Source organism: Actinomycetospora succinea (genome assembly GCF_004363095.1).
In the GTDB taxonomy this organism is placed as follows: Bacteria; Actinomycetota; Actinomycetes; order Mycobacteriales; family Pseudonocardiaceae; genus Actinomycetospora; species Actinomycetospora succinea.
This window is the reverse complement of sequence record NZ_SNYO01000001.1, coordinates 1086484-1110594: the sequence shown is the minus strand read 5'-3', so window position 1 is coordinate 1110594 and position 24111 is coordinate 1086484. Positions and strand designations below refer to the sequence as shown.

The following is a 24111-nucleotide window of genomic DNA, read 5'->3' as shown; positions in this document are numbered from 1 at the left end:
ACGGGCCGGCAACGCGCGCGACACGTCGTGTCACACGACCGGCCTAGGCTCCGGATTTCGCTGATCTCCGCGAGACCGAGGAGGCCTCGGACCGGCCGTGTTGCTGCGCCGACCACCGTCGGGACCACCCTCGCCCGGCCCCGTCCTGCGGGACGTGCCGGGCGAGGAGTGGACCCTGCAGTACCGCACCGTGCACGGGTATCGCCGTGCCTTCCGCCGCGCGGGCTCGGGCCCGGTGCTGCTCCTGATCCACGGGATCGGCGACGACTCGTCGACGTGGGGTCCCCTGCTCGACGACCTCGCCCGTGACCACACCGTCCTGGCCCCCGACCTGCTCGGTCACGGCGGCTCGGACAAGCCCCGCGGCGACTACTCCGTCGCCGCCTACGCCAACGGGATGCGCGACCTGCTCGGGGTCCTCGACATCGACCGGGCCACCCTCGTCGGGCACTCGCTCGGCGGCGGCGTGGCGATGCAGTTCGCCTACCAGTACCCCGAGCGCACCGAGCGGATCGTCCTCGTCGGCGCCGGCGGCGTCTCGCGGTCGGTGAGCCCGGCGCTGCGCGCGGCGTCCCTGCCCGGCGCGCAGCTCGTCCTCGGCATGCTCGGGATGCCCGGGGTCCGCGCCCCGACCGAGGCGGCGATGTGGGCGCTGACCCGCCTCGACCACCCGCTGGGCCGTGACGCCGAGGACCTCGTCCGGATCGTCGACGCCCTGCCCGACGCCACGAGCCGCAGCGCCTTCCTGCGCACGCTGCGCGCGGTCGTCGACTGGCGCGGCCAGGTCGTCACCATGCTCGACCGCTGCTACCTCACGGCCGGCATGCCCACGCTGCTGCTGTGGGGCGCTGACGACATGATCGTGCCGGTCGAGCACGCGCGCGTCGCGCACGAGGCCATGCCCGGCAGCAGGCTCGAGGTCTTCGACGGCGCCGGGCACTTCCCGTTCCACACCCACGCGGACGCGGTGCTCGCCGCGCTGCGCGCCTTCCTCGCGGACACGGAGCCGGCGCGCTGGAGCGCGGCGGAGTGGCGCGAGCTGCTGCGGACCGGCCGCTAGGACGACAGCATCTCCGCCATCACCGCGTGGATGCGGCGCGTGTCCTCGTCGAGGAGCCCGAACATCGCGAAGTGACCCGCCGGGGTGTCGATCACGCGCAGCTCGCCGTGCGGCATGTGCCCGGCGTCCTCCTCGCAGTCGGCGACCGGGAAGAACTGGTCGCCGCCGAAGGGCACGACGAAGAAGTGCGTCGAGATCCGCCCCAGCGCGACGGGCAGCGAGCCGTTGCCGTGGGCCGAGAGGTCGGCGTCCCGCCACTTCGTGGCCTGGCTGACGAGGTTGTTGGGGTCCATCGGGGCGAACCAGGCGCGGACGAAGCCCTGGCGGAAGTCGTCGACGCTCGCGAAGCCGAGCCGGCGCCAGTGCTCCCCGCGGTACCACTCGGGCGTGAAGCCGAGCAGCGAGAACGCGAGCGCGTGGCGGGCCAGGCCGAGGCGCACGTCGGCGGCGTCGGCGTAGAAGCCGCCCGCGAAGGCCGGGTCGGAGCGCAGCAGCTCGAGGTGCAGGTCGATGAAGACCTGGTTGTGGACCGGCGTCCGCGCCGTGCCCGCGAACGCCGCTGCGCGCGGGACCATCGCGGGGAACCGGACGGCCCACTCGTACGTCTGCTGCGCGCCCATCGACCAGCCCAGCACGGCGTGCAGCCGCTCGATGCCGAGGTGCTCGGTGACGAGGCGGTGCTGCGCGACGACGTCGTCGACGATCGACACCGGCGGGAACTGGCCGCGGTCGAACGGCGCCGGGGTGTTCGACGGCGAGCTGGACATCCCGCCGCCGAGCTGTCCGGGACAGATGACGAAGTACCGCTCCGGGTCCAGCGGCAGGCCGGGCCCGATGTGCCTGTCGAGCGACGACGGCGTCCCGGAGTACATGTGCGGGAAGAGCACCGCGTTGTCCCGCGCGGCGTTCAGCGTGCCGTGCGTGCGGTAGGCGAGCCGGGCGCCCGACAGCGTGTAGCCGGACCGGAGGACGAAGGCCCCGAGGTCGGCGTACTCGTGCTCGCCCTGCTGCTCATGGGTGTAGTACCCGGCCACGCGCGACATCAGATCACGCCGTCCTCCGGGCCCGTCGCGCGATGGGTGAGGATGGAGCGGTGAGCTCCCCGGCACCCTCCACGCCCGACACCCCCGACGACCCCTACCTCTGGCTCGAGGACGTCACCGGCGACGACGCGCTGGCCTGGGTGCAGGAGCGCAACGACGAGTCGCTCGAGGTCCTGACCGGATCGGAGCGCTTCGCCGAGCTGCGCGACGACCTGCGCGCGATCCTCGACGCCGACGACCGCATCCCCTACGTCCGCCGGCGCGGCGAGCTGCTCTACAACTTCTGGCAGGACGCCGAGCACCCCCGCGGGCTGTGGCACCGCACCACGCTCGAGAGCTACCGGTCCGGCGACCCCGACTGGGAGCTGCTGCTCGACGTCGACGCGCTCGCCACCGCCGAGGACGAGAACTGGGTGTGGGCCGGCGCGGGCGTGCGCTACCCCGACTACACGCGCGCGCTGGTCCAGCTCTCGCGCGGCGGCGCCGACGCGACCGTGGTGCGCGAGTTCGACCTGGGCACCCGGGAGTGGATCACCGACGGGTTCACGCTCCCCGAGGCCAAGAGCCGGGTGAGCTGGATCGACGAGGACACCGTCTTCGTCGGCACCGACCTCGGGTCCGGATCGATGACGACGTCGGGCTACCCGCGCGTGATGCGCCGGTGGCGGCGCGGGCAGCAAGTCGCCGAGGCCGAGATCGTCTTCGAGGCCGGCGAGACCGACGTGTCGGCGTTCGCGGGCCACGACCACACGCCGGGCTACGAGCGCGACTTCGTCGGGCGCAGCCCCGACTTCCACACCAGCGAGGAGTTCCTGCTCCGCCCCGACGGCACGCAGGTGCTCATCGACGTCCCGCCGGACGCGGACACCGATATCGAGCGGGAGTGGCTGCTGGTCCGGACGCGCTCGCCGTGGTCGCTGTCCGGCACCGAGTACCCGGCCGGCGCGCTGCTCTGCTTCGACTTCGAGGCCTACCTCGCGGGCGACCGCACCGCGCGCGTGCTGTTCGCGCCGACCGCGAGCCGCTCGCTGAGCTCCCACGCCTGGACGAAGAACCACCTCGTCCTCTCGGTGCTCACCGACGTCGTGACCCGCCTCGAGGTGCTGACGCCGTCGCGCGACTGGGCGCGCCGGGAGCTGCCGGCGGGCCCCGACCTCGGCTCGGTCGACCTCGTGGGCGTCGACCCCGACCAGAGCGACGAGTACTTCCTCGACACCGACGGCTACACGCAGCCCTCGACGTTCCTGCGCGGCGAGCTGGGGCTCGACAGCGACCCCGACCCCGAGGTCCTGCGCACCGCGCCGGCGCGCTTCGACGCCACCGGGCTCGAGGTGCGGCAGTTCTTCGCCACCTCCGACGACGGCACGCGGATCCCCTACTTCGTGGTCGGCCGGGTCTCGGACACCCCCGGACCGACGCTGATGACCGGCTACGGCGGCTTCGAGATCGCGCTGACGCCTGGGTACAGCGGGCTCATCGGGCGCGCCTGGCTCGCCCGCGGCGGCACCTACGTCGTCGCCAACATCCGCGGCGGCGGCGAGTACGGGCCGACCTGGCACACCGCGGCGCTCGGCGAGCACCGCCACCGTGCCTACGAGGACTTCGCCGCGGTCGCCCGCGACCTCGCCGACCGTGGGATCACGACGGCGTCGCAGCTCGCGATCCACGGCGGCAGCAACGGCGGGCTGCTCATGGGCGTGATGCTCACGCGCTACCCGGAGCTGTTCGGGGCGATCGTGGTGATGGTGCCGCTGTTCGACATGCGCCGGTTCCACCTGCTGCTCGCCGGGGCGTCGTGGATGGCCGAGTACGGCGACCCCGACGTGCCCGAGGAGTGGGCCTGGATCGCGCAGTACTCGCCGTACCAGAACCTGCGCGCCGACGAGGCGTACCCGCCGGTGCTGGTCACGACCTCGACCCGCGACGACCGCGTGCACCCCGCCCACGCCCGCAAGGCCGTGGCGCGGATGCGCGAGCAGGGCCACCGGGTCGAGTACTACGAGAACATCGAAGGCGGCCACGGCGGCGCGGCCGACAACGCCCAGCGCGCGTTCCAGTGGGCGCTCGTCTTCGAGTTCTGCTGGCGCCAGGTGGGCTGAACGGGCAAAGAGAAAGCGGCCACGAACCCCAGAGGGAGGGGTCCGTGGCCGCTGCGACCTTCAACGCAACCGAGCTACAGGCTCTCCCGGTCGAATTCGCCGGCCTTGACGCCGGCGATGAAGGCGTCCCATTCGTGCGGCGTGAACACATGAGGAGCGCCGCTGTGATCTTTCGCGTCTCGGACGGCCACCTGCCCGGCGGGGAGCAGTCCCACCTCGACGCAGGCACCGCCTGCGCAGAACGAGGAACGCACGTACTGGGGAGCATCAGACACGAAGGATCTCACCTCTCATCGGGGATCTCCCACCCGACGAGCCGGCATGGGAGCCCGCTCCCTCCCTCCCGAGGGAAGGAGGGAGAGGGTTCTGAGGACGATGTCGAGCGATGAGAGGAAATCGTTCGATCATCCGGACACCCCCAGTTCCGCCAGGTGGCGAACGAGGGTCTTGCTCTCTTCGGCAGAAAGCGACGAATATTCGAGGGCGTCGAATGACGCGACGAATCGTGCGACGTCGTCGCGATCGTCGAAGTAGGCATCGTGAAACGCGCTCTCGAGGTTGACCACGATCGGGTCGACCTCTTCGCGTGGCACGAAGATGGTGAAGGGACTTTGTAGCGCGAGGTGCGGCGGCGCCTCGAACGACCGGACCCGCAGGTCGGCAGTATCCATGAGCTCGACGAGCCGCTCGAGCTGCCGACGCATGAGAGCGGCATCGCCGATCTGTCGGCGAAGGACCGCCTCGTCGAGGATGAACCGGAGACGCGGAGCGCCGTCCGCACGCAAGAAGAGTTCCTGGCGCTTCATGCGGACGTCGACGAGGCCCTCCAGCTGGCCCTTCGACAGATCGGGCAGCGTTGTCGCCAACAAAGCGCGCGCGTAGTCCTCGGTCTGGAAGAGACCATTGAGGTAGGGCGCGCAGTACCCGCGAATCTCCGCCGACTCCGACTCCAGCGAGACGTAGTGGTCGAGATCGGCCGGGCTGGCATCCGAGTAGGGATGCCACCAGCCCTCAGCCTTGCTCTCGGCCACCCAGCGTTCGGCCTTGCGCCGGTACTCCTCGTCCTCGACGCCGTAGAGCGTCAGGAGGTTGCGGACGTCCCAGACCTTGGCCGGGATCTGGGCATTCTCCAACCGACTGATCTTGCTCGGAGAAGCCTCGAGTTCACGGGCCACCTGGTCGAGACTCATGCCGGCCTCGCCGCGCAGACGGCGCAGCTCGGAGCCAAGCCTCTGTCGGACCACCACGGGCCCGAAGGAGCGCTCGGCCACCGATCCCCCCTCACGCCGGCCGACTCATCAGGTCTGACTTATGCATGCATTCGGGTCGCGCGCGCAACTTGCACAGTAACGGCCTTGCTGAGCCGTTGCCTCCCACGACGGTGCACTTTAGCGTTGAGTCATCGCACGATCGCACCGGGTCGACTCCGACACGCGGAGCAACCCGATCGGCGACAGGACCGAGCAAACGACGGGGAGAGCGCGCCCAGCACGACCTCACGGGGGAGGCACTCATGGCAGGCGACGACGCTCCAGGGGCACCCGGCGAAGACCGGCGTCCAAGACGGACCCGCGACGTGCTGAGACGGGCGATCAGGACCGCCAGCGCCGAGTTCAACCTCCGCCGCCGCATCGAGGCGATGCTCGCGAACATGCGCGCGTTCGGCCGTCAGGAAGAGCTGAGCCACGCCGACCAGCGCTGCGTCGTGATGGCCTACCAGCTCAGCCGTCTGCAACCTCCCTTCCCGGACCTCGACCCGCGGCCCGCTCCCCCGTCGACCCTGGAGCCGACCGCCTGAGCCGACGTCCGCAGCGAATGCTCTTGCATTTGGACGTCCGATCATTCTGGACTGTCGTCTGTGCTACGTAATACAGTCGCGGAATGCGAGCTGTTTCGGGAGTCACCTGATGCCGGCCGCCGACACGTCACCGGCGACGTTCCGCGTGAGCCCCCAGGAGCGCTACCTCCTGGAAGCCGTAGCGCACTACACCGGCAAGACGATGTCGGCGTTCGTCCGAGAAGCCGCGCTCGGTGTCGCACGGGGTGTGGTCCGGGACGTTGGGTCGGAGACGGTGCTCGAGGGTGATCGTGAGTGGAGCGAGAAGGGCAGGCTCACCATCGAGGAGCGCCGCGAGGCCCTGGAACAGCAACGCGACCACAAGATCTGACAGTTAGCGCACGGTGAACAGCCCGCTGGGCGGGCCGCCGGTGTCACGGACGATCGACCACGCGGCCTCGTAGATCCGCTCTCGCGCGAGGTTCAGGAGCCCACGGTTCTCCGCGGAGCGCGTCGCGAGCTCCTCCAGGACCGGATCGAGCAGGACGAGCACGCCGACCAGGTTCTCGGTGTCGACCGCACACCCGGGCGTGGCGTAGTGCCGCACGATCTGCAGGTAGCGCATCGCGTAGGCCGCGATCTCCACAGCCGGAGCACCGTTGGCGACGTGGTCGACGTCGTGGAGCGGGATCGGGTACTGCGCCGGCACGGCGAAGTCGACGCGCAGCGCGTCGAAGACGCGGCCGGACAGTCCGTGGAGGTCGAGCACCTCCTGGGGCTTGTTGCCCTCGGATCGCACCCGGTCACCCCCCGAATCCCCGCCACGAGGAACGGTAGGCATTCACTCGGCCGAATGACAGGGGTCAGACGAGGCCGTGGGCCAGCGACATCGCCGCGACGCCGGCCGCGACACCCAGTGCGAGGACCGGCACCACGATCGCTCCGACGACCGGGATGCGGGAACAGACCATCGCGACCAGCAGTGCGACGACGATGACCAGGACCGCGACGGTGTGCGCTGAGAGCTGCATGACGCCTCCTCTGTAGTACGTAATACAGACTACAGAGTCGGTTGCGCCCCGCCAAGTACTCACCACAGATCGCGGGTGAACCAGTGGTGGGCATAGGGGTTGGCGTTGTAGGGCTCGGTCTCGACGAATCCCTCGCGGACGTAGAGCGCGCGGGCCGCGGCGAGGTCCTCGGCGGTGTCGAGGACCAGGCGCCGTAGCCCGGCCTCGCGGGCCAGGTCCGTCAGGTGCGCGAGCAGTCGCCGCCCGAGACCCTGGCCCCGGATCGTCGGGTCGACCCACATGCGCTTGACCTCCCCGGCGCCCGGCGGCACGTCGGCGCCCTCGAAGCGCAGGCCAGCGCAGCCGACGACCTGCTCGTCCGCCTTCGCCACGACGAACACGCCGGACGGCGGGGTCAGCGCCATCGGGTCGTCGGCGAGGAACTCCTCCGACCACTCCGGCTTCGGCGCCTTCTCCGGCCACCGGCGGGCGAGCTCGCCGGCGTAGGCCCGCAGGGCGGTCAGGCCGTCGGGCGAGTCGGGGCGCACGGGCGCCAGGACGATCTCCACGCCCCCATCGTGACGGCCCGCTCAGCGGTACTCGGGAGCCACCTCGCCGTTCCAGTCGACGAGCTGCACGATCACGCGGTTCGGGTCGCGCACCTGGAACGCGCGCTCACCCCAGGGCTCCGGGGTCAGCGGCATCGTGATCGTCACGCCCTCCCCCTCGAGGCGGGCCAGCTCGCCCTCGAGGTCGTCGACGACGAACGCGAGGATCAGCCCGGCGGCGTGCTCGTCGCGCTGGTCGGCCGGCAGCGACGCGAGCCCGGTGCGCAGGAACACGACGGACATGCCGGCGTCCTCGCGCGCCAGCGACGCGAACCCGTCGGCCGCCACGACCTGCTCGAACCCGAAGTGGTCGACGAGGAACGCCGCCGACGCCGCGGGATCGGCGACGGTCAGCGAAACCGCGGACGCGGTGATCTTCATGGGCACCCCTTCTCTCCGTACGCTGTACAACGTACGCCGTACAGAGAACCTGTGCCAGGATGACCGCCGTGGCCACGGACCCCGCGCGCACGCTCGCCCTGCTGTGGCGGGTCGAGCCGCCGGCCGGCGCGCGCGGGCCACGGCGGGGCCTCGACCTCTACGACGTCGTCGCCCGCGCGACCGCGCTCGCCGACGCGGGCGGACCCGACGGCCTCGCGGCGCTCAGCGTGCGGGCGCTGGCCCGCGAGCTCGGCGTCGCCCCGATGACGCTCTACACCTACGTCCCCGGGCGCGAGGAGCTCGCCGACCTCGTCGTCGACGCCGCGTACGCCGCCATGGCCCGCCGGGACACCGCGGGCCTCGGATGGCGCGAGCGCCTCACCGCGGTCGCCGAGGAGAACCGCACCCTGTACCGCGCCCACCCCTGGGCCGCGCGCGTCGACCCCGGACGCCCCGTGCTCGGTCCCGGCGAGACCGCGAAGTACGAGCACGAGCTCGCGGCGTTCGACGAGCTCGCCGAGACCGCCAGTCTCGACGACGTCGACCGCGACGCCGCCCTGACCTTCCTGCTCGACGTCACCCGGGCCGCGACGCTGGTCGAGCAGCAGTCCGACGACACGGGCGACGCGCAGGCGTGGTGGGCGGCCCGCGCCCCGGTGCTCGAGCAGGTCCTCGACCCCGGCCGCTACCCGCGCGCGGTCCGCGTCGGCGCTGCGGCGGGCGCCGCCCAGCAGTCGGCGCGCGACCCCGACCGGGCCTGGCGCTTCGGCCTCGAGCGGGTGCTCGACGGCCTCGCGGCGCTCATCCGCTGAGCACGTGCCGGTCCCGCCCGGCGCCCCACCCCACGACGAGCAGCGGCACCACGAGCACCAGCATCACGACCAGCGGCACGGTCCAGCCGCCGCTCGCGTCGTGCAGCGCGCCGAGGGCGAACGGCCCGAGCGCGGCGAGCGTGTAGCCGATGCCCTGCGCCATCGCGGAGAGCTCCGCGGTGTGCTCGGTGTCGGGCGAGCGCAGGGTGATCAGCAGCAGCCCGAGGGCGATGTTCGAGCCCTGCGCGATCCCGAGCAGCACCATCCAGAGCGCGGCCAGCGACCCGGGCGCGGCGAGCAGGCCCACGTAGCCGACGACGTAGAACGAGGTCGTCGTGACGACCACGACGCTCTGCGACGGGCGGCGCATCGCGAACGACGGCGCCGTCGCGGAGAACACGAGGCCGACGAACCCGGCGAGCGACAGCAGCAGCCCACCCTCGGCCGGCGTCTTCCCGGCGTCGACGAAGATCGTCGGGATCCAGGCCGACAGCGCGTAGAACTGCAGCGACTGCAGCCCCATGAACAGCGTGACCTGCCAGGCGAGCGGGTCGCGCAGCAGCGCGCTGCGCAGCGTCTGGCCCTCCCGCGCCGGCGGCGGGGGCACGGTGCGCCGCCGCGCCCGCGGCAGCCACACCACGAGTGTCACGAGCGTGAGCAGCCCCCAGAGGCCGAGCGTCGCGCTCCAGTCCAGGCCGGTGAGCCGCTGCATCGGCACCGTGACCGCGGCCGCCACCGCGCCGCCCCCGGTCAGGACCATCGAGTACGCGCCGGTCATCGCGCCGGTGCGGTGCGGGAAGTCGCGCTTGACCAGCGTCGGCAGCGACACGTTGCCGATCGCGATGGCGGTGCCGACGAGCACGCTGCCGACGAGGATCACCGCGAGCGAGGAGAGCAGCCGCAGCGCGATCCCGATCCCGAGCACCACGAGCGCCGCGACGAGCAGCCGCTCGAGCCCCCAGCGCCGGGCCAGGCGCGGCGCGACGGGCGCGAGGAGGCCGAAGCAGAGCACCGGGAGGCTGGTCAGCAGCCCGGCGACGCCGCTGGAGACGCCGAGCGCCTCGCGCGCCTGGTCGACCAGCGGCGCGACGCCGACCACCGGCGGGCGCAGGTTGGCGGCGAGCAGGAGCACCGCGAACGCGGCGACGAACCCGCCGCGCCGGACGGCGGTCGCGCCCGCGGTGGGGGTCGGAGCGGTCACGCCCACGCCTGCGCGATCTCGGCGGCCCGCGCACGGCCCTGCTCCCGCCCGGCGCGCGCGGACGCCGGCATCGTCGCCGGGTCGAGGACGTTGGTGCCGAACGCGGCGACGGAGGTCTCGTCGGCGATGACCGCCACGGCGGTCGTGTCCGGGTGCTGCTCGGCGCGGTGCTCGATCTCCTGGGTCACCGAGCGGAACGGGCCGCCCGCCGGCGGGTCGAGCGGGGCGACGACGATCAGACGCCCGGCGGGGCCGACGACGTCGAACCCGTCGTCGTCGGCGCGCGCCACGTGCACGATGGACGCGACGCCGCCGTCGATGTACCGGCGCGGGCCCACCGTCATCGGCGGCCACACACCGGGCACGGCGCAGCTGCCGGCGACCGCGTCGACCAGCCGCACGCGGGTCTCGCGGGTGAAGACGGCGAGGTGCCCGGTCTCGGCGTCGACCGCGGTGATGCGCAGGTCGACCTTCGGCCACTCCTTCACCGGCAGACGGGCGTCGATGACCTCGAGCCGCTCGGCCTCCGGGGGCGTGTCGGCGGCCAGCGCCCACGCGCCGAGCCGGGCCCGCATCTCCCCCGCGTCGGCGGCGCCGTCCATCGCGGCGGCGAGCTCGGCGCCGAGCACCTCCATGTCGAGGTTCGCCGGCGGCCCGCTGCTGCCGGAGCCGTCGCCGGCGAGGTGCTCCTCGTGCACGGCGGCGAGGTCGACACCCGTCGCGAGGAGCGTCCCGACGACCGATCCGGCCGAGGTGCCGACGATGCGGTCGGCGAGCCCGAGGTCGACGCCGCCCTCGGCGAGCCCGACGAGGACGCCGACCTCCCAGGCGATGCCGGCGAGGCCGCCGCCACCGAGGACGAGGGCGCGGACGGGCGTGGTGGTGCGAGCGTCGGCGGTCACCGCGCCACCCTCTACCCCCGCGGCACGCGGCGCACGGCTGATGTCGCCGATGGCACGATTCACGGCGGTGTTCATCCCGGGGGCAGGCGCACGAGGACGTCGTAGAGCCGGGTCGTCTGCTCGGGGTCCTGGTTGTCGTCGCTGACGAGCAGCACCCGCAGCGCGCCGTCGATCGTGCGCCCGAGCACGGTCATGCCCTCGACGTTGTCGAGCAGCGGGTTCGCCTGGGCCTGCTGGGCGGTGGCGCCGAGGCTCGGGCAGGCGCCGAGGTCGGCGAGCAGCGTGCGCGGCAGCGCGCCGTCCGTGGCACGCGCCGGGTCGGCGAGGGCGAGGTGCACGGTGTTGCCGACGCCGGAGGTGTAGGAGCGCTCGATCACCAGCAGGCGCCCGTCCCCCGTCGCCGCGAGCTCGGAGACGTCGAGCCCGGGGTCGGGGCGGTAGGTCCACCCCGCACCGGGCCACGTCACGAACCGCCGCACCCCGGGGTCGTCGCCGTCGAGCGCGCCCTCCATCGCGGCGACCACCGGCCCGCCGGGCGCGAGGACGGCGACGCCCTCGAGGGTCTCGTTGCGCCGCGCCCGGTCCGCCACGTCGGGCGGGACGTCCAGGCGCCCCTCGACCCGGCCGGCCCGGTCGAACCGGAGCACCGCCACGTCGCTCTCCGAGGTGACCAGGCGCGTCCCGTCGCCCTCGACCGCGATCCCCTCGGCGTCCAGGGACGCGCCCGTCCCGTCGACCAGCGGCGTCGCGCTCGTCGGCTCCCGGGTGCGCGGGTCGAGCGTGAAGAGCACCGAGCGGTCGCTCAGGGCCAGCAGCGCGCCGTCGCGGTCGACGGCGAGCCCCGAGAGCCCGGCGACCGGCCACGTCCGGCGCGCCCCGTACTCGCGGCCGTCGAGGACGTCGGAGAACCCGGTGATCTCCACGTTCGGCGAGCAGGGCGTCGGGGCCACCGTCGCGGACGTCGGTCCCGGCGCCCCGCCGCACGCCGCCAGCACGATCAGCAGGAACGTGAGCGCCGCTGCTCTGGTCACGCCGCGCAGCGTGCCGTAGCCGGGCTCAACCCCGCTTCTTCTCCGCCTCCGCGACGCGCTCGATCACGGTGAGCACGCTGTCGGGGTTCAGCGACATCGAGTCGATGCCGTGGGAGACGAGGAACTCGGCGAGGTCGGGGTGGTCGCTCGGGCCCTGGCCGCAGATGCCGACGTAGCGGTCCTTGGCGTGCGCCGCCTCGAGCAGCATCGTGATCATCTTCTTGACCGCGGGGCTGCGCTCGTCGAACAGGTGGGTGAGCCGGTCGTCGTCGCGGCCGATGCCCAGGGTGAGCTGGGTGAGGTCGTTGGAGCCGATCGAGAAGCCGTCGAAGCGGTCGGCGAACTCGTCGGCCTGCAGGACGTTCGACGGGATCTCCGCCATCACGTAGACCTGCAGCCCGTCGCGGCCGCGCTCGAGGCCGTACCCGGCCATCGTCTCCAGCACCCGGTCGGCCTCCTCGGGCGTGCGGCAGAACGGGACCATGACGATCACGTTCGTGAACCCCATGACCGTGCGCACGCGCTCCAGCGCCCGGCACTCCAGCGCGAAGGCCTCGCGGTAGTCGTCGCTGTAGTAGCGCGACGCCCCGCGCCACCCGAGCATCGGGTTCTCCTCGTCGGGCTCGAACTGCGTGCCGCCGAGCAGCCCCGCGTACTCGTTGGTCTTGAAGTCCGAGAGGCGCACGACCACCGGCTCCGGGTACTGCGACGCGGCGATCGTCGCGATACCGCGGGCGAGGTGGTCGACGAAGTACTCGCCCTTGTCCTCCCAGCCCGCGGTCAGCTCCTCGATCTGCGCCTTCGCGTCGGCGTCCTCCAGCTCGTCGAGGTGCAGCAGCGCCAGCGGGTGGGCCTGGATGACGTTGTTGACCAGGTACTCCATGCGCGCCAGCCCGATGCCGTGCGCGGGCAGCCGCCACCACTGCATCGCCGCGGCGGGGCTGCCGATGTTCATCATCACGCGGGTCTCGGGCTGCGGGACCGACTCGAGGTCGAGCTCCTGCTCCTCGTAGGCGAGCAGGCCCTCGTAGACGTGCCCCTCGTCGCCCTCGACGCACGAGATCGTCACCTCGCGGCCGTCGCCGAGGACCTCGGTGGCGTTGCCGGTGCCGACGATCGCGGGCACGCCGAGCTCGCGGCTCACGATCGCGGCGTGCGACGTCCGCCCGCCCCGGTCGGTGACGATCCCGGCGGCGCGCCGCATGATCGGCACCCAGTCCGGGTCGGTCATCTCGGTGACGAGCACCTTGCCGTCCTCGAAGGAGTCGACGTCGTCCGCCGACGCGATCACCTGCACCTCACCCGCGGCGATCGCCTGCCCGATCGCGAGGCCGGAGACGAGCACGTCGCCGGACTCGGTGAGGCTGAACGTCGAGAGGGTGCCGGCGCCGGCGCGCGACTGGACGGTCTCGGGACGCGCCTGGACGACGAACAGCTCGCCGGTGCGCCCGTCGCGCGCCCACTCGACGTCCATCGGGCGCTCGTAGTGCTTCTCGATCACCGCGCCCCAGCGGGCGAGCTGGAGGATCTCGTCGTCACCGAGGACGAACGCGCGCCGCTCCTCGGCGGTGGTCTCCTCGTTCGTCGTCGGCTCGGGGCCGTCGTCGGTGTAGACGAGCTTGCGCTCCTTCGCCCCGACGGTCTTGGCGAGGACCGGGACGAGCTCGTCGTTCTCGAGGAACGGCTTGTAGACCGTGTACTGGTCGGGCGTGACCTCGCCGCCGACCACGTTCTCGCCGAGGCCCCACGCGGCGTTGATGATCGCGGTGTCGGGGAAGCCGGTGTCGGAGTCGATCGTGAACATGACGCCCGCCGACCCGAGGTCGGAGCGCACCATCTTCTGGATGCCGATCGAGAGCGCGACGTCGGTGTGCTCGAAGCCCTGCTCGACGCGGTAGCTGATCGCCCGGTCGGTGAACAGCGACGCGAAACAGTCCTTGCACGCGGCGAGCAGCGCGTCCGCGCCGGTGATGTTCAGGTAGGTGTCCTGCTGGCCGGCGAAGCTCGCGTCGGGCAGGTCCTCGGCGGTCGCGCTGCTGCGCACGGCCACGTCGACGTCGGTCGTGTCGTAGCGCTCCCCCAGCTCCGCGTACGCCGAGCGGATCGCCTCGGCCGTCGACTCGGGGAACTCGGCGCGGTCGAAGAGGTCGCGGACGGCCTTGCCGGCGTCGGCGAGCTCGCGCTTCCCGTCGGCGAGCTCGCCGAGGATGCTCGCGATCCGGTCGTCGAGCTCGTTGGCCGCGAGGAACGAGCGGTAGGCCGTCGCGGTGGTCGCGAAGCCGCCGGGGACCCGGATGCCCTTCTCCGCCAGGTTCCCGATCATCTCGCCGAGCGAGGCGTTCTTCCCGCCCACCTCCTCGACGTCCCCGGACCCCACCGTCTCCAGCCAGCGGACCTCGTCGGCCACCGTGTCCTCCTCCGTCGTGGCCGGCGCGCCGCCGCTCGCCGCGACGGTTGCGCGCGGCCGACCACTTGCCGTAGTCCCCCGTCCGCACCCCGGGGGAAACGCGGGAGCGATTCAGGCGGGTCAGGTGGGGCGGACGAGCCGGGCGACGAGCCGCTCGATCTCGGCGTCCGGGTCGGCGGTGAGCCCGGTGTGCACCGGACCGGGCTGCAGGACGGTGCTGCGCGGCGCGGTCAGCCAGCGGAAGCGCTCGCCCGGGGAGAGCACGGCGGCCGGTCCCTCGCCCCGCACCGCCCGTTCCCAGGCCTCCACGGCGTCGCGCACCGCGTCGAGGTCGGCACCGGCGTCGAGCATGCGCACGCGGTCGACGTCGAGGGCGGTCCGGGCGTCGAGGTGCTCGCGGTGGCGGCAGTAGAGCAGGACGCCGACGTTGACGCACTCGCCGCGCTCGATGTCGGGCACGGCGCGCAGCAGGGCGTACTCGAACGTGTCCATCTGCCCGTTCGTCATCGCGGCACCCACGCCTCTCGCGCGGCGAGACGGCCCAGCAGGTGCTCGACGTAGGCCTCGCGCAGCGCGTCGGGCGACGGGAACGCCGGGTCCTCGAGCCAGATGTCCGGGACGCGGTGCACGACGTCGATCAGCAGACCGGCGTCGACCAGCCCGGCGAGCTCGGCGTCGGCCTCGACACGCGCGGTGGCCGCGGGCGCGAGCACGTGGTCGCCCGCGTCGTAGGGCCGGGCGACCGCGGCGGCCGCACGCGCCCAGGAGTGGTGGAAGTACAGGCAGGCGCCGTGGTCGATCAGCCACAGGTCGCGGTGCCAGCGCAGCAGGTTCGGGTTGCGCCAGGAGCGGTCGACGTTCTCGACGAAGGCGTCGAACCACAGGACCCGCGACGCCTCGGCCGCGTCGACGCGGTGCGCGACGGGGTCGAAGCCGATGGCGCCGGGCAGGAAGTCCATGCCGAGGTTGTCGCCACCGCTGCGGGCGAGGAGCTCCTGGACCTCCCAGTCGGGCTCGGCGCGGGCGATCACGGGGTCGAGCTCGAGCACCACCAGCTCGGGCACCCGCAGGCCGAGCCGCCGGGCCAGCTCGCCGGCGATCACCTCGGCGACCAGCGCCTTCGCGCCCTGCCCGGCGCCGGTGAACTTGGCGACGTAGGTGCCCAGGTCGTCGGCCTCGACGAGCCCCGGCAGCGAGCCGCCCTCGCGCAGCGGGGTGACGTACCGGGTGGCGACGACCCGGCGCAGGACGGACACGGGGCCATCCAACACGCTCACGGCGTGGGCGACCCGGGAGCCACGCGGAGGCGCCGCAGCAGGAACAGGCACGCCACGGCGAGGTCGTTGTCGGCCGTCGCCGCCTCGGCGCGCGGCCAGTCGATCTTCTCGCGCAGGGCGCGGGCGGTCGGGAGGACCTTGGACAGGTCGCAGGCGTGCTCGTTGAGCGCCGCGAGCTTGCCGATGATCAGGTCGGTGGCGTCGACGACGGGCATCCGCACCGAGAGCACCTCCTGCTCCACGGCGCGCCCGAGCAGCTCGTCGTCGACGGTCTCGCTGGCCAGGCGGAACAGGACGTCGACCATCGCGCCGTCGCTGTAGACCTTGAACAGCCAGTCCTCGGGCGGGTGCGCCACGTCGAGGCCGGCGGCGGCGAGGACCTCGGCGGCACGTCCGGCGTCGGTCTCGGTGACGACGAAGTCGACGTCGTTCTCCGGCTCCGGCCCGCCGAGGGCCCACCCGGCGTACCCGCCGGCCAGCGCGAACCCGACCCCGCCCTCGCGCAGGGACACCGCGACCCGCTTGAGCGCCTCGCGCCGTCCGGCGCCGTCGGGGTCGCTCATGGGACGTCCGTTACCCCGGGTGGGCCGACGCCGAACCCGGGGAACCCGGGGGCTCGTGCGACTCGGGACCTGGAACGTGCTGCACGGGGCCGCCACCGCGGACGGGCCCGTCGACCTGCAACGCTTCGCCGACGCCGTCCGCGGCCTCGACGTGGACGTGCTCGGGCTGCAGGAGGTCGACCGGGCCCAGCCCCGCTCGGGCGAGGCCGACCTGGCCGCGGTGGCGGCCGAGGCGCTCGGCGCGACCGACCACCGCTTCGCGCCGACCCTGCACGGCGTGCCGGGGACGTGGGTCGAGGCCGACGTGCCCGGCGCCCCGGCCTACGGCGTCGCCCTGCTGTCGCGGTACCCGGTGACCGAGTGGCGCGTGGTGCCGCTGCCGCGCCTGCCCCGCGACGTGCCGCTGGTGGTGGGCAGGCCCCGCCGGCTCGTCGTGGTCCGCGACGAGCCCCGGACCGCGCTGCTCGCCCGCGTCGCCGGCCCGCACGGCCCGGTGGCCGTCGTCACCACGCACCTGTCGTTCATCCCGGGCTGGAACCTCGTCCAGCTGCGCCACCTCGCACGGACGCTGCGCGACGAGGAGGCGCTCGTCGTCACCGGCGACCTCAACCTCGGCGTGCGCCGCGCCCGGCTCGGCAGCGGGCTGCACGGGCTCGCCCACGGCCGGACGTTCCCCGCCGACGCCCCGCGCCGCCAGATCGACCACCTGCTCGGACGCGGCGTCGTCGCCTCCGCGCCGCGCGTGCACCACCCGCCGCTCTCCGATCACCGCGCGCTCTCGGCGACGGTGGTGCCGGCGGAGTAGGGCGTCACCGGGGACCGGTGCGGCGCGCGGACCATCGCGACGGCGAGGCCCACGGTGGCGACCGCCTCGAACAGCTCGACCTGCAGGCCCGTGAGCACCGGGGCCTCGGGCAGCGGCACGAGCACGCCGAGCGCGGAGAGCACGAAGGCGACGCCGATCCAGCGCGGCACGTGCCCGTGCACGAGCAGCGCGACGCCGACGAGCAGCACGCCGGCCACGAACACGAGGCCGCCGACCGTCTGCAGCGTCACGAAGGACGGGGCGGCGAGGATCGAGCCGTCGGCCGGCACGAGGTCGGGCCGGGTGCCGACGATCTCGCGGGCGACGAAGCCCTCGACGACCAGGTGCGACTGCGCCGAGAGCGCGTTGCCGATCATGTAGAGCCCGAAGCCGACGAGCCCGAGCAGCCCGACGCGCGGGGCGAGCCAGGCGTACGCGGCGGGCAGCCCGAGCATGAGCAGCACCGCGCCGCCGTAGAGCAGCAGGTACGCGGGTGGCCCGCCCTCCGCGGTCATCGACGCCACGGAGTGCGACCGGCCGTCGACCACCGGGTGCAGCACGCCGCCCGCGAGCCCGGCGAGGCCCGACGCGGCGAGCGCGGTCGCGCCGAGGGTGTGGACGAGACGGCGGGTGACGATCACGGGAGGCTCCCTGGCTCCGAGGAGACCCGGCCGGTCTCCTGTCGTCCGGGAGCGTCACCGTCCGGACTTGTAGACGGCTTGCAGGTCGCCGTGCAGGGCCGCGGTCTCCGCCAGCCACCGGGGCGCGCCGATCCGGCGGGCGAGGTCCGCGGCCCGGTCGAGGGCAGCGGCGGCCGCCCGGGGCTCGCCGGCGGCGATCGCGGCGCGGGCGAGCACGAGGTCGACCGGGGCGAGCACGAGCTGGCCGTTGACGGTGTGCACGAGACGCCCGCGCCACGGGGCGAGGTCGGCGCGCGTGCGGCGCAGGACCTCCTCGTCGCCCAGGCGGGCGGCGGCCAGGCACTGCAGCGCGGTCTCGAGCAGCCACGTCCCCTCGCGCGGCAGCGGGGGCAGCGGCCATCCCGACCGCGCGCGCTCCTCCTGCCCCGCGTCGAGGCGGGCGTGGACGAGCAGCACGGCGACCAGCGCCGGGTCCCGCGCGGCGATCTCCTCGAGCTCGCCGAGCATCGGTGACGCGTCGCCCCCGGCGGCGGCGAGCGTGGTCATCGCCCAGGCGCGGATGACGCGACCGTTGGGGTCGCCCGTGGCCGCGAGGCGGGTGGTGAGGTCGTCGAACGCCGCCCACGCGGCCTCGGTGCTCCCGGCGACGAGGTCGAGGGTGGCCTCGAACAGGGCCACCGAGAGGAGCAGGACCGGGAGCTGGCCACCGGTGGCGACGGCGGCCGCGTCGTCGAGGTGGCGCCGGGCCTCGTCGAGCGCGCCGCGGCCGACCGCCTCGGCCGAGAGCACGAGGTGGGCGAGCGACCGGTGCTCTGGCAGGCCCGCGCGGGCGGCGAGCGCGAGCATCTCCTCGCCGGTGCGGCGGTGGTGGTCGGGGTCGGGCACGGCGAACGTGTGCAGGTACTCGACGTTCAGCGCGCGGCACAGCAGGCGCGCGTCACCGATCTCCCGGGCGATCGCGAGCGCCTCCACCGCGGCGGGCCGGCCGGTCTCGAGGAGCCAGGGCTCGCACTCGTGGGCGAGGGCGAGCAGGAGGTCGACGCGCAGCGCGCGGTCGGCGGGGTCGACGGTCGCGAGGAGCTCCTGCAGGCGCGCGACGGCCGGCCCGTTGTCCTCGTCGCTGGGCCGGGTGCTCCAGAGCGTCGTCACGTCCCAGCGCCACGCCCGGGCCTCGAGGGCGAGGTCGCCGAGGGCCTGCGCTGCCGCGACGGCCCGGGCGCGCTCGGCGCGCGCGGCCAGGAGGTCCCCGCTCGCCGCGAGGGCCCCGACCAGCTCGCCCTGCGCGTCGACCCGGCTCTCCGGGGTGCCGGCGCCGAGGTCGTGGGCGCGCAGGACCGCCCGCCACCAGCGCACGGCGTCGTCGACGGCGCCGGCCTCCCGGGCGTCGCGGGCGCCGGCCCGCAGGTGGGGCAGGGCCCGCGCGGCCGTCGCCGCCGACAGGGCGACCTCGGCGTGGTGGGCGAGGGCGTGGACGCGGTCGGGGTGCTCGCGCTCGAGGACGTCGAGCAGCGCCAGGTGCATCCGGGCGCGGCGCAGCGGCGGGGTGCGCTCGGCGAACGTGTCCCGGATCAGCGCGTGGGCGAACCGCAGCCCGGTGTCGGGGCGCTCGACGAGCAGACCGGCGACGACGCCGGTGTCGAGGTCGTCGAGCAGGTCGTCGTCGTCCAGCCCGCCGCGCAGGGGGTCGACGGCGAGCAGCAGGTCGACGTCGACGTCGCGGCCGAGCACCGCGGCCCGGGTCAGCGTCGCCACGGCGCGCGCCGGGAGGCGCTCGACCCGGCGGTCGATCAGCTCCCGGACCCCGGCGGGCACCCCGCGCGCGGCGACCTCGACGCCCTCGGACGCCACGAGCCGCCCGAGCTGGCCGAGGAACAGGGCGTGGCCCGCCGCCCGCTCCACGAGCGCGCGCCAGATGTTCTCGGGGAGCTCACGGCCGGCGACCCGGCGCAGCAGCGTGCGCGCCGAGACCTCGTCGAGGCCGCCGAGGTGGACCCGGTCCGCGGTCCGGCCGGCGAGCAGGGCGAGGGTGCGGGCGAGGTCCTCGGACACCTCGTCGTCGCGGAAGCTCGCGAGCACGAGCACCGGGTCGGTCGACGTCGTCACCAGGTGGCGCAGGACCTGCAGCGTCTCGCCGTCGGCGCGGTGGACGTCCTCGGCGACGAGCACCGCGAGCCCGTCGGCGCGGACCGCGTCGAGCGCCGCCGCGAGCTCCCCGGTCAGCGTGAACGCGTCGCGCGCCGCGGGCGGGGCGCCGGTGTGGCGGGTCAGGAGGTCGCGCCACGCCCAGCCGGGCGGGGCGCCGTCGACCTCCGAGCACTGGGCCCGCAGCACCCCGAACCCGGCGAGCTCCCCGGCCACCTGCTCGAGCAGCGCCGACTTGCCGCTCCCCGCCGCGCCCTCGACCCACAGGACCGCGGCTCCCCGCCCGCCGGCCGTCGCCCGCACCGCCCGGTGCAACCGCGCCCGCTCCCCGGCGCGCCCGAGGAACCCCGCCCCGGCTGCAGCGAACGTGGCGTTCGCTGCTTCTCCGCGCGCGTCGTCCCCGGTCGCGTCGGCCTCGCGCGGGGGTGGCGTGCCCCGGGTGGCAGCGACCGTGGCGTTCGCTGCGTCCAGGCGCCCGAACTCCCCGGTCGCGCGCGCGCACGGCGATCCCACGTCCCCCGCGAGGACCGCGGACTCGGCCGCGCGGAGATCCGCGCCCGGGTCCACGCCCAGCTCGTCGACGAGGCGGTCGCGGGTGGCCCGGACGACGGCGAGCGCGTCGCCCTGGCGTCCCGCCGCCGCGAGCGTGCGGGCGAGCACGGCGGCGGTCCGCTCGCGCAGCGGGTCGCCGCGCAGGACGGCCTCGAGGTCGGCGAGCGCGTCGTCGGGGCGTCCCACCGCGATCGCGGCGGCGCCGGCGAGCTCGGCGGCCGACGCCCGGGTCGCGATCAGCCGGTCGACCTCGGCGCCCGCCCACGGCTGGTCCGCCGACGCCGCGTAGGGCGGGCCGGCCCAGAGCGCCCGGGCGTCCGCGAGCAGCGCGAGGGCGCGCTCCGGCTCCCCGGACTCGCGTGCCCCCGCGACGAGCGCGACGTAGTGCCAGGCGTCGACGGCCTCGGCGGGCAGGTCCAGCCGGTAGCCGGGGGCCGCGCTGACGAGGACCCGCGCGGGGCGGCGGGGCCCGCGGTCGGGCTCGAGGACCCGCCGCAGGTGGGAGACGTAGGCCTGGAGCGCGCCGATCGCCCGCGGCGGCGGCTCGCCGGCCCACAGGTCCTCGACGAACCGGTCGGTGGGCACCACGGCGCCGTTCGCCGCGACGAGCAGCGCGAGGACCGCCCGCTGGCGGGGCCCGCCGAGGTCGAGGCGCCGGCCGTCGAGGTGCGCGCGCACCTCGCCCAGCACCCCGATCTCGAGCACGCGATCAGCGTACGGAGATCGCGCGGGGTGATCAGGCCGGGCTGACCCGCTCCCGGCCACGACCCGGCAGCCAGCGTCCGTCCTCACCGCCCGGGGTGCCCGACGTCGTCACGACGCCGGACACCCCGGGCGGGCTGGGGAGCGGACCTGGTCTCGGGCGGCGGCAGCGTCAGCTGCAGCCGCTGGTGGAGCCGCAGCCCTCGCAGACGTAGCAGGAGCCCGCGGGGCGCATCTTCGTGCCGCAGGTCAGGCACAGCGGCGCGTCGGCCGCCTTGCCCTGCTGCAGCTCGAGCAGCTCGGTGGAGCTGCCGACCGACACGTCGGCCTTGCGCTGCGCCGGGTTCTCGCCCGACTCGGGCACGGCCACGTCGATCGAGGTCCGCAGCGACTCGACGTCGGCGGGCTCGGCCGGCGCCGCCGGGGCGGCGGGCGCCCCGGTGCCGTAGTCGGTGGCCGCGACCTGGGCCGAGCGCTCGTCCGCGGAGAAGATGCCCAGCTGGGCGCGCTTCTCGTAGGGCAGGTGGTCGAGCGCGATGCGGCGGAACAGGTAGTCGACCACGCTGGTGGCCATGCGGACGTCGGGGTCGTCGGTCATGCCCGCCGGCTCGAAGCGCATGTTGACGAACTTGGAGACGTAGGTCTCCAGCGGCACGCCGTACTGCAGCGCGATCGAGATGGCCATCGAGAAGGCGTCCATGACGCCGGCCAGCGTCGAGCCCTGCTTCGACATCTTGACGAAGATCTCGCCGAGGCCGTCGTCGGGGTACGAGCCCGCCGTCATGTAGCCCTCGGCGCCCGCGACGGCGAACGACACCGTCTCGCTCGGGCGCTTCTTCGGCAGGCGCTTGCGGACCGGGCGCTGCTCGACGACCGCGGGCGCGGCCTCGGTGGTCTTCTCCGCGGCGTTCTTCTTGCCGGTGGACAGCGGCTGCCCGACCTTGCAGTTGTCGCGGTAGATCGCGAGCGCCTTGAGCCCCATCTTCCAGGACTCGAAGTAGATCTCCTCGACGTCCTCGACGCTGGCCTGCTCGGGCATGTTGACGGTCTTGGAGATGGCGCCGGAGATGAACGGCTGGACCGCGGCCATCATCCGCACGTGGCCCATCGGTGCGATCGAGCGCTGGCCCATCGCGCAGTCGAACACCTCGTAGTGCTCGGGACGCAGGCCCGGGGCGTCGATGACGTGGCCGTGCTCGGCGATGTACTCGACGATCGCCTCGCTCTGCTCGGCCTGGTAGCCGAGGAGGTCGAGCGCGCGCGGGATGGTCTGGTTGACGATCTGCATCGAGCCGCCGCCGACCAGCTTCTTGAACTTGACCAGCGAGAAGTCCGGCTCCACCCCGGTGGTGTCGCAGTCCATCATGAAGCCGATGGTGCCGGTGGGGGCGAGCACGCTGGCCTGGGCGTTGCGCCAGCCGTTCTTCGCCCCGACCTCGAGGCCGGTCTGCCACTGCGCGGTGGCGGCGTCGCGGACGCGGGCGTCCTCGCGGTGCATCGTGCGGATGGCGTCGTTGGCCGCGGCGTGCTTGCGCATGACCCGGCGGTGGGCGTCGGCGTTGCGGGCGTAGCCGTCGTAGGGGGCCACCGCGCCGGCGAGCTCGGCGGAGCGGCGGTAGGCCGTGCCGGTCATCAGCGAGGTGATCGACGCCGCCAGCGCGCGGCCGCCCTCGGAGTCGTACGCGCGGCCCGTCGCCATGAGCAGCGCGCCGAGGTTGGCGTAGCCGATGCCGAGCTGGCGGAAGGCGCGCGTGGTGTCGCCGATCGCCTCCGTCGGGAAGTCGGCGAAGCAGATCGAGATGTCCATCGCGGTGATGACCAGCTCGACCGAGCGCACGAAGTCGTCGACGCGGAAGGTGTTGTCGTCGTCGAGGAACTTCATGAGGTTCAGCGACGCGAGGTTGCAGCTGGAGTTGTCCAGGTGCAGGTACTCCGAGCACGGGTTGGACGCCGTGATGCGCCCGGACTCCGGCGAGGTGTGCCAGTCGTTGATCGTGTCGTCGTACTGCAGGCCCGGGTCGGCGCACTCCCAGGCGGCCTCGGCCATGCTGCGGAACAGCGACTTGGCGTCGACGGTGTCGATGACCTCGTTGGTCATCCGCGCGCGCAGGCCGAACTCGCCGCCCGACTGCACCGCGCGCATGAACTCGTCGGAGACCCGGACCGAGTTGTTGGCGTTCTGGTACTGCACCGAGGCGATGTCGGAGCCGCCGAGGTCCATGTCGAACCCGGCGTCGCGCAGCACGCGGATCTTGCGCTCCTCGTCGCGCTTGGTGGCGACGAACTCGGCGACGTCGGGGTGGTCGACGTCGAGGACGACCATCTTGGCCGCGCGGCGCGTGGCCCCGCCGGACTTGATGGTGCCGGCCGAGGCGTCGGCGCCACGCATGAACGAGACCGGCCCGGAGGCGGTGCCGCCCGAGGACAGCAGCTCCTTCGACGAGCGGATGCGCGAGAGGTTCAGGCCGGCGCCGGAGCCGCCCTTGAAGATCAGCCCCTCCTCGCGGTACCAGTTGAGGATCGACTCCATCGTGTCGTCGACCGAGAGGATGAAGCAGGCGCTGACCTGCTGCGGCGAGGTGGTGCCGACGTTGAACCAGACCGGCGAGTTGAAGCTGAAGTACTGGTGCAGCAGCATCCAGGTCAGCTCGTGGGAGAAGACCTCCGCGTCCTCGGGGGTCGCGAAGTAGCCGTGCCGCGTGCCCGCCGCGGTGTAGGTGCCCACCACGCGGTCGATGAGCTGGCGCAGGCTCGACTCGCGCGCCTCGGTGCCCAGGGCGCCGCGGAAGTACTTGCTGGTGACGATGTTGACGGCGTTGACCGACCAGGCCTGCGGGAACTCGACGCCACGCTGCTCGAAGTTGATCGAGCCGTCGCGCCAGTTCGTCATCACCACGTCACGGCGTTCCCACACGACGTCGTCGTAGGGGTGGACCCCCGCGGTGGTGTGGACACGCTCGATGGTCAGACCCCGCCGCGGCGCGGCGGTTCCCGACTCCTCGGACGTGGTGCCGACGGTCTCCGTCATCGGTGCCATCCCTCTGTTCGTCGCTCGCGACGGTCCGGCGGCGCTTCCCCACGCTCCGACCCGTCGCTGT

General features: G+C 73.7%; 23 protein-coding genes. 6 read left to right on the top strand and 17 right to left on the bottom strand.

Annotated features, from left to right (window positions below):
* The first annotated feature begins 154 nt into the window (after positions 1-154).
* Entirely contained in the window at positions 155-1060 is a 906-nt protein-coding gene (locus tag EV188_RS05285) for an alpha/beta fold hydrolase (protein ID WP_243741478.1), read from the top strand.
* On the opposite strand, the gene EV188_RS05280 is transcribed toward EV188_RS05285, so the two are convergent.
* The gene (locus EV188_RS05280; protein WP_133825113.1) at positions 1057-2103 is read right to left on the bottom strand and encodes an alpha/beta fold hydrolase; all 1047 of its coding nucleotides are present in this window, start codon (positions 2101-2103) and stop codon (positions 1057-1059) included. The genes EV188_RS05285 and EV188_RS05280 overlap by 4 nt on opposite strands.
* A gap of 50 nt (positions 2104-2153) precedes the next feature.
* Between EV188_RS05280 and EV188_RS05275 the strand changes: the two genes are divergently transcribed.
* Entirely contained in the window at positions 2154-4202 is a 2049-nt protein-coding gene (locus EV188_RS05275; RefSeq protein ID WP_243741477.1) for a prolyl oligopeptidase family serine peptidase, read from the top strand.
* A gap of 74 nt (positions 4203-4276) precedes the next feature.
* Here EV188_RS05275 and EV188_RS05270 read toward each other — a convergent pair whose 3' ends face one another.
* Together EV188_RS05270 and EV188_RS05265 are read right to left on the bottom strand one after the other, a co-directional pair.
* Complete coding sequence (locus EV188_RS05270; protein WP_133825111.1) at positions 4277-4477, bottom strand: DUF397 domain-containing protein; 201 nt, start codon at positions 4475-4477, stop codon at positions 4277-4279.
* A 129-nt stretch (positions 4478-4606) separates the two neighbouring features.
* On the bottom strand, positions 4607-5473 hold the full coding sequence (locus tag EV188_RS05265) for a helix-turn-helix domain-containing protein (protein ID WP_133825110.1): 867 nt from the start codon (positions 5471-5473) through the stop codon (positions 4607-4609).
* Positions 5474-5715: 242 nt separating this feature from the next.
* On the opposite strand from EV188_RS05265, the gene EV188_RS05260 reads away from it, so the two are divergent.
* Positions 5716-6000 (top strand): hypothetical protein, encoded by a 285-nt coding sequence (locus EV188_RS05260; protein ID WP_133825109.1) that lies wholly within the window; start codon positions 5716-5718, stop codon positions 5998-6000.
* Positions 6001-6109: 109 nt separating this feature from the next.
* Complete coding sequence (locus tag EV188_RS05255) at positions 6110-6370, top strand: plasmid mobilization protein (RefSeq protein ID WP_133825108.1); 261 nt, start codon at positions 6110-6112, stop codon at positions 6368-6370.
* Positions 6371-6373: 3 nt separating this feature from the next.
* Here EV188_RS05255 and EV188_RS05250 read toward each other — a convergent pair whose 3' ends face one another.
* The 4 genes from EV188_RS05250 to EV188_RS05240 all read right to left on the bottom strand — a co-directional run bounded on the left by EV188_RS05250 (position 6374) and on the right by EV188_RS05240 (position 7978).
* Positions 6374-6778 carry a hypothetical protein gene (locus tag EV188_RS05250; protein ID WP_133825107.1) on the bottom strand — a complete coding sequence of 135 codons (405 nt, stop codon included), beginning with the start codon at positions 6776-6778 and terminating at the stop codon, positions 6374-6376.
* A gap of 64 nt (positions 6779-6842) precedes the next feature.
* The gene (locus EV188_RS31370) at positions 6843-7010 is read right to left on the bottom strand and encodes a hypothetical protein (RefSeq protein ID WP_166659718.1); all 168 of its coding nucleotides are present in this window, start codon (positions 7008-7010) and stop codon (positions 6843-6845) included.
* Positions 7011-7069: 59 nt separating this feature from the next.
* Positions 7070-7558, bottom strand: coding sequence for a GNAT family N-acetyltransferase (locus tag EV188_RS05245; RefSeq protein WP_133825106.1), 489 nt, complete (start codon positions 7556-7558; stop codon positions 7070-7072).
* A 21-nt stretch (positions 7559-7579) separates the two neighbouring features.
* Complete coding sequence (locus EV188_RS05240; RefSeq protein ID WP_133825105.1) at positions 7580-7978, bottom strand: VOC family protein; 399 nt, start codon at positions 7976-7978, stop codon at positions 7580-7582.
* Between the two features lie 68 nt (positions 7979-8046).
* Between EV188_RS05240 and EV188_RS05235 the strand changes: the two genes are divergently transcribed.
* Complete coding sequence (locus EV188_RS05235; RefSeq protein WP_243741476.1) at positions 8047-8790, top strand: TetR/AcrR family transcriptional regulator C-terminal domain-containing protein; 744 nt, start codon at positions 8047-8049, stop codon at positions 8788-8790.
* Here the strand turns inward: EV188_RS05235 and EV188_RS05230 are convergent.
* The 7 genes from EV188_RS05230 to EV188_RS05200 form a co-directional block, all read right to left on the bottom strand.
* The gene (locus EV188_RS05230; protein ID WP_133825103.1) at positions 8780-9991 is read right to left on the bottom strand and encodes a CynX/NimT family MFS transporter; all 1212 of its coding nucleotides are present in this window, start codon (positions 9989-9991) and stop codon (positions 8780-8782) included. The genes EV188_RS05235 and EV188_RS05230 overlap by 11 nt on opposite strands.
* Complete coding sequence (locus EV188_RS05225) at positions 9988-10893, bottom strand: patatin-like phospholipase family protein (RefSeq protein ID WP_243741475.1); 906 nt, start codon at positions 10891-10893, stop codon at positions 9988-9990. Before EV188_RS05225 ends, EV188_RS05230 begins: the two co-directional genes overlap by 4 nt.
* A 71-nt stretch (positions 10894-10964) precedes the next feature.
* Entirely contained in the window at positions 10965-11924 is a 960-nt protein-coding gene (locus tag EV188_RS05220; protein ID WP_166659717.1) for an esterase-like activity of phytase family protein, read from the bottom strand.
* Between the two features lie 25 nt (positions 11925-11949).
* Positions 11950-14331, bottom strand: coding sequence for a phosphoenolpyruvate synthase (ppsA, locus tag EV188_RS05215; RefSeq protein ID WP_133825100.1), 2382 nt, complete (start codon positions 14329-14331; stop codon positions 11950-11952).
* Between the two features lie 120 nt (positions 14332-14451).
* On the bottom strand, positions 14452-14838 hold the full coding sequence (locus EV188_RS05210; protein ID WP_133825099.1) for a DUF3037 domain-containing protein: 387 nt from the start codon (positions 14836-14838) through the stop codon (positions 14452-14454).
* Positions 14835-15587, bottom strand: coding sequence for a HipA family kinase (locus tag EV188_RS05205; protein WP_133825098.1), 753 nt, complete (start codon positions 15585-15587; stop codon positions 14835-14837). Before EV188_RS05205 ends, EV188_RS05210 begins: the two co-directional genes overlap by 4 nt.
* Before the next feature lie 17 nt (positions 15588-15604).
* Positions 15605-16171: a nucleotidyltransferase gene (locus EV188_RS05200; protein WP_133825097.1), complete on the bottom strand. Its 567-nt coding sequence runs from the start codon at positions 16169-16171 to the stop codon at positions 15605-15607.
* 55 nt (positions 16172-16226) lie between these two features.
* On the opposite strand from EV188_RS05200, the gene EV188_RS05195 reads away from it, so the two are divergent.
* Positions 16227-16976 (top strand): endonuclease/exonuclease/phosphatase family protein, encoded by a 750-nt coding sequence (locus EV188_RS05195; RefSeq protein ID WP_133825096.1) that lies wholly within the window; start codon positions 16227-16229, stop codon positions 16974-16976.
* Here the strand turns inward: EV188_RS05195 and EV188_RS05190 are convergent.
* The 3 genes from EV188_RS05190 to EV188_RS05180 form a co-directional block, all read right to left on the bottom strand.
* Positions 16937-17617 (bottom strand): hypothetical protein, encoded by a 681-nt coding sequence (locus tag EV188_RS05190; RefSeq protein WP_133825095.1) that lies wholly within the window; start codon positions 17615-17617, stop codon positions 16937-16939. The genes EV188_RS05195 and EV188_RS05190 overlap by 40 nt on opposite strands.
* 54 nt (positions 17618-17671) lie before the next feature.
* Complete coding sequence (locus EV188_RS05185; RefSeq protein WP_166659716.1) at positions 17672-21016, bottom strand: ATP-binding protein; 3345 nt, start codon at positions 21014-21016, stop codon at positions 17672-17674.
* A 169-nt stretch (positions 21017-21185) separates the two neighbouring features.
* On the bottom strand, positions 21186-24041 hold the full coding sequence (locus EV188_RS05180) for a vitamin B12-dependent ribonucleotide reductase (protein WP_133825093.1): 2856 nt from the start codon (positions 24039-24041) through the stop codon (positions 21186-21188).
* Positions 24042-24111 lie beyond the last annotated feature (70 nt).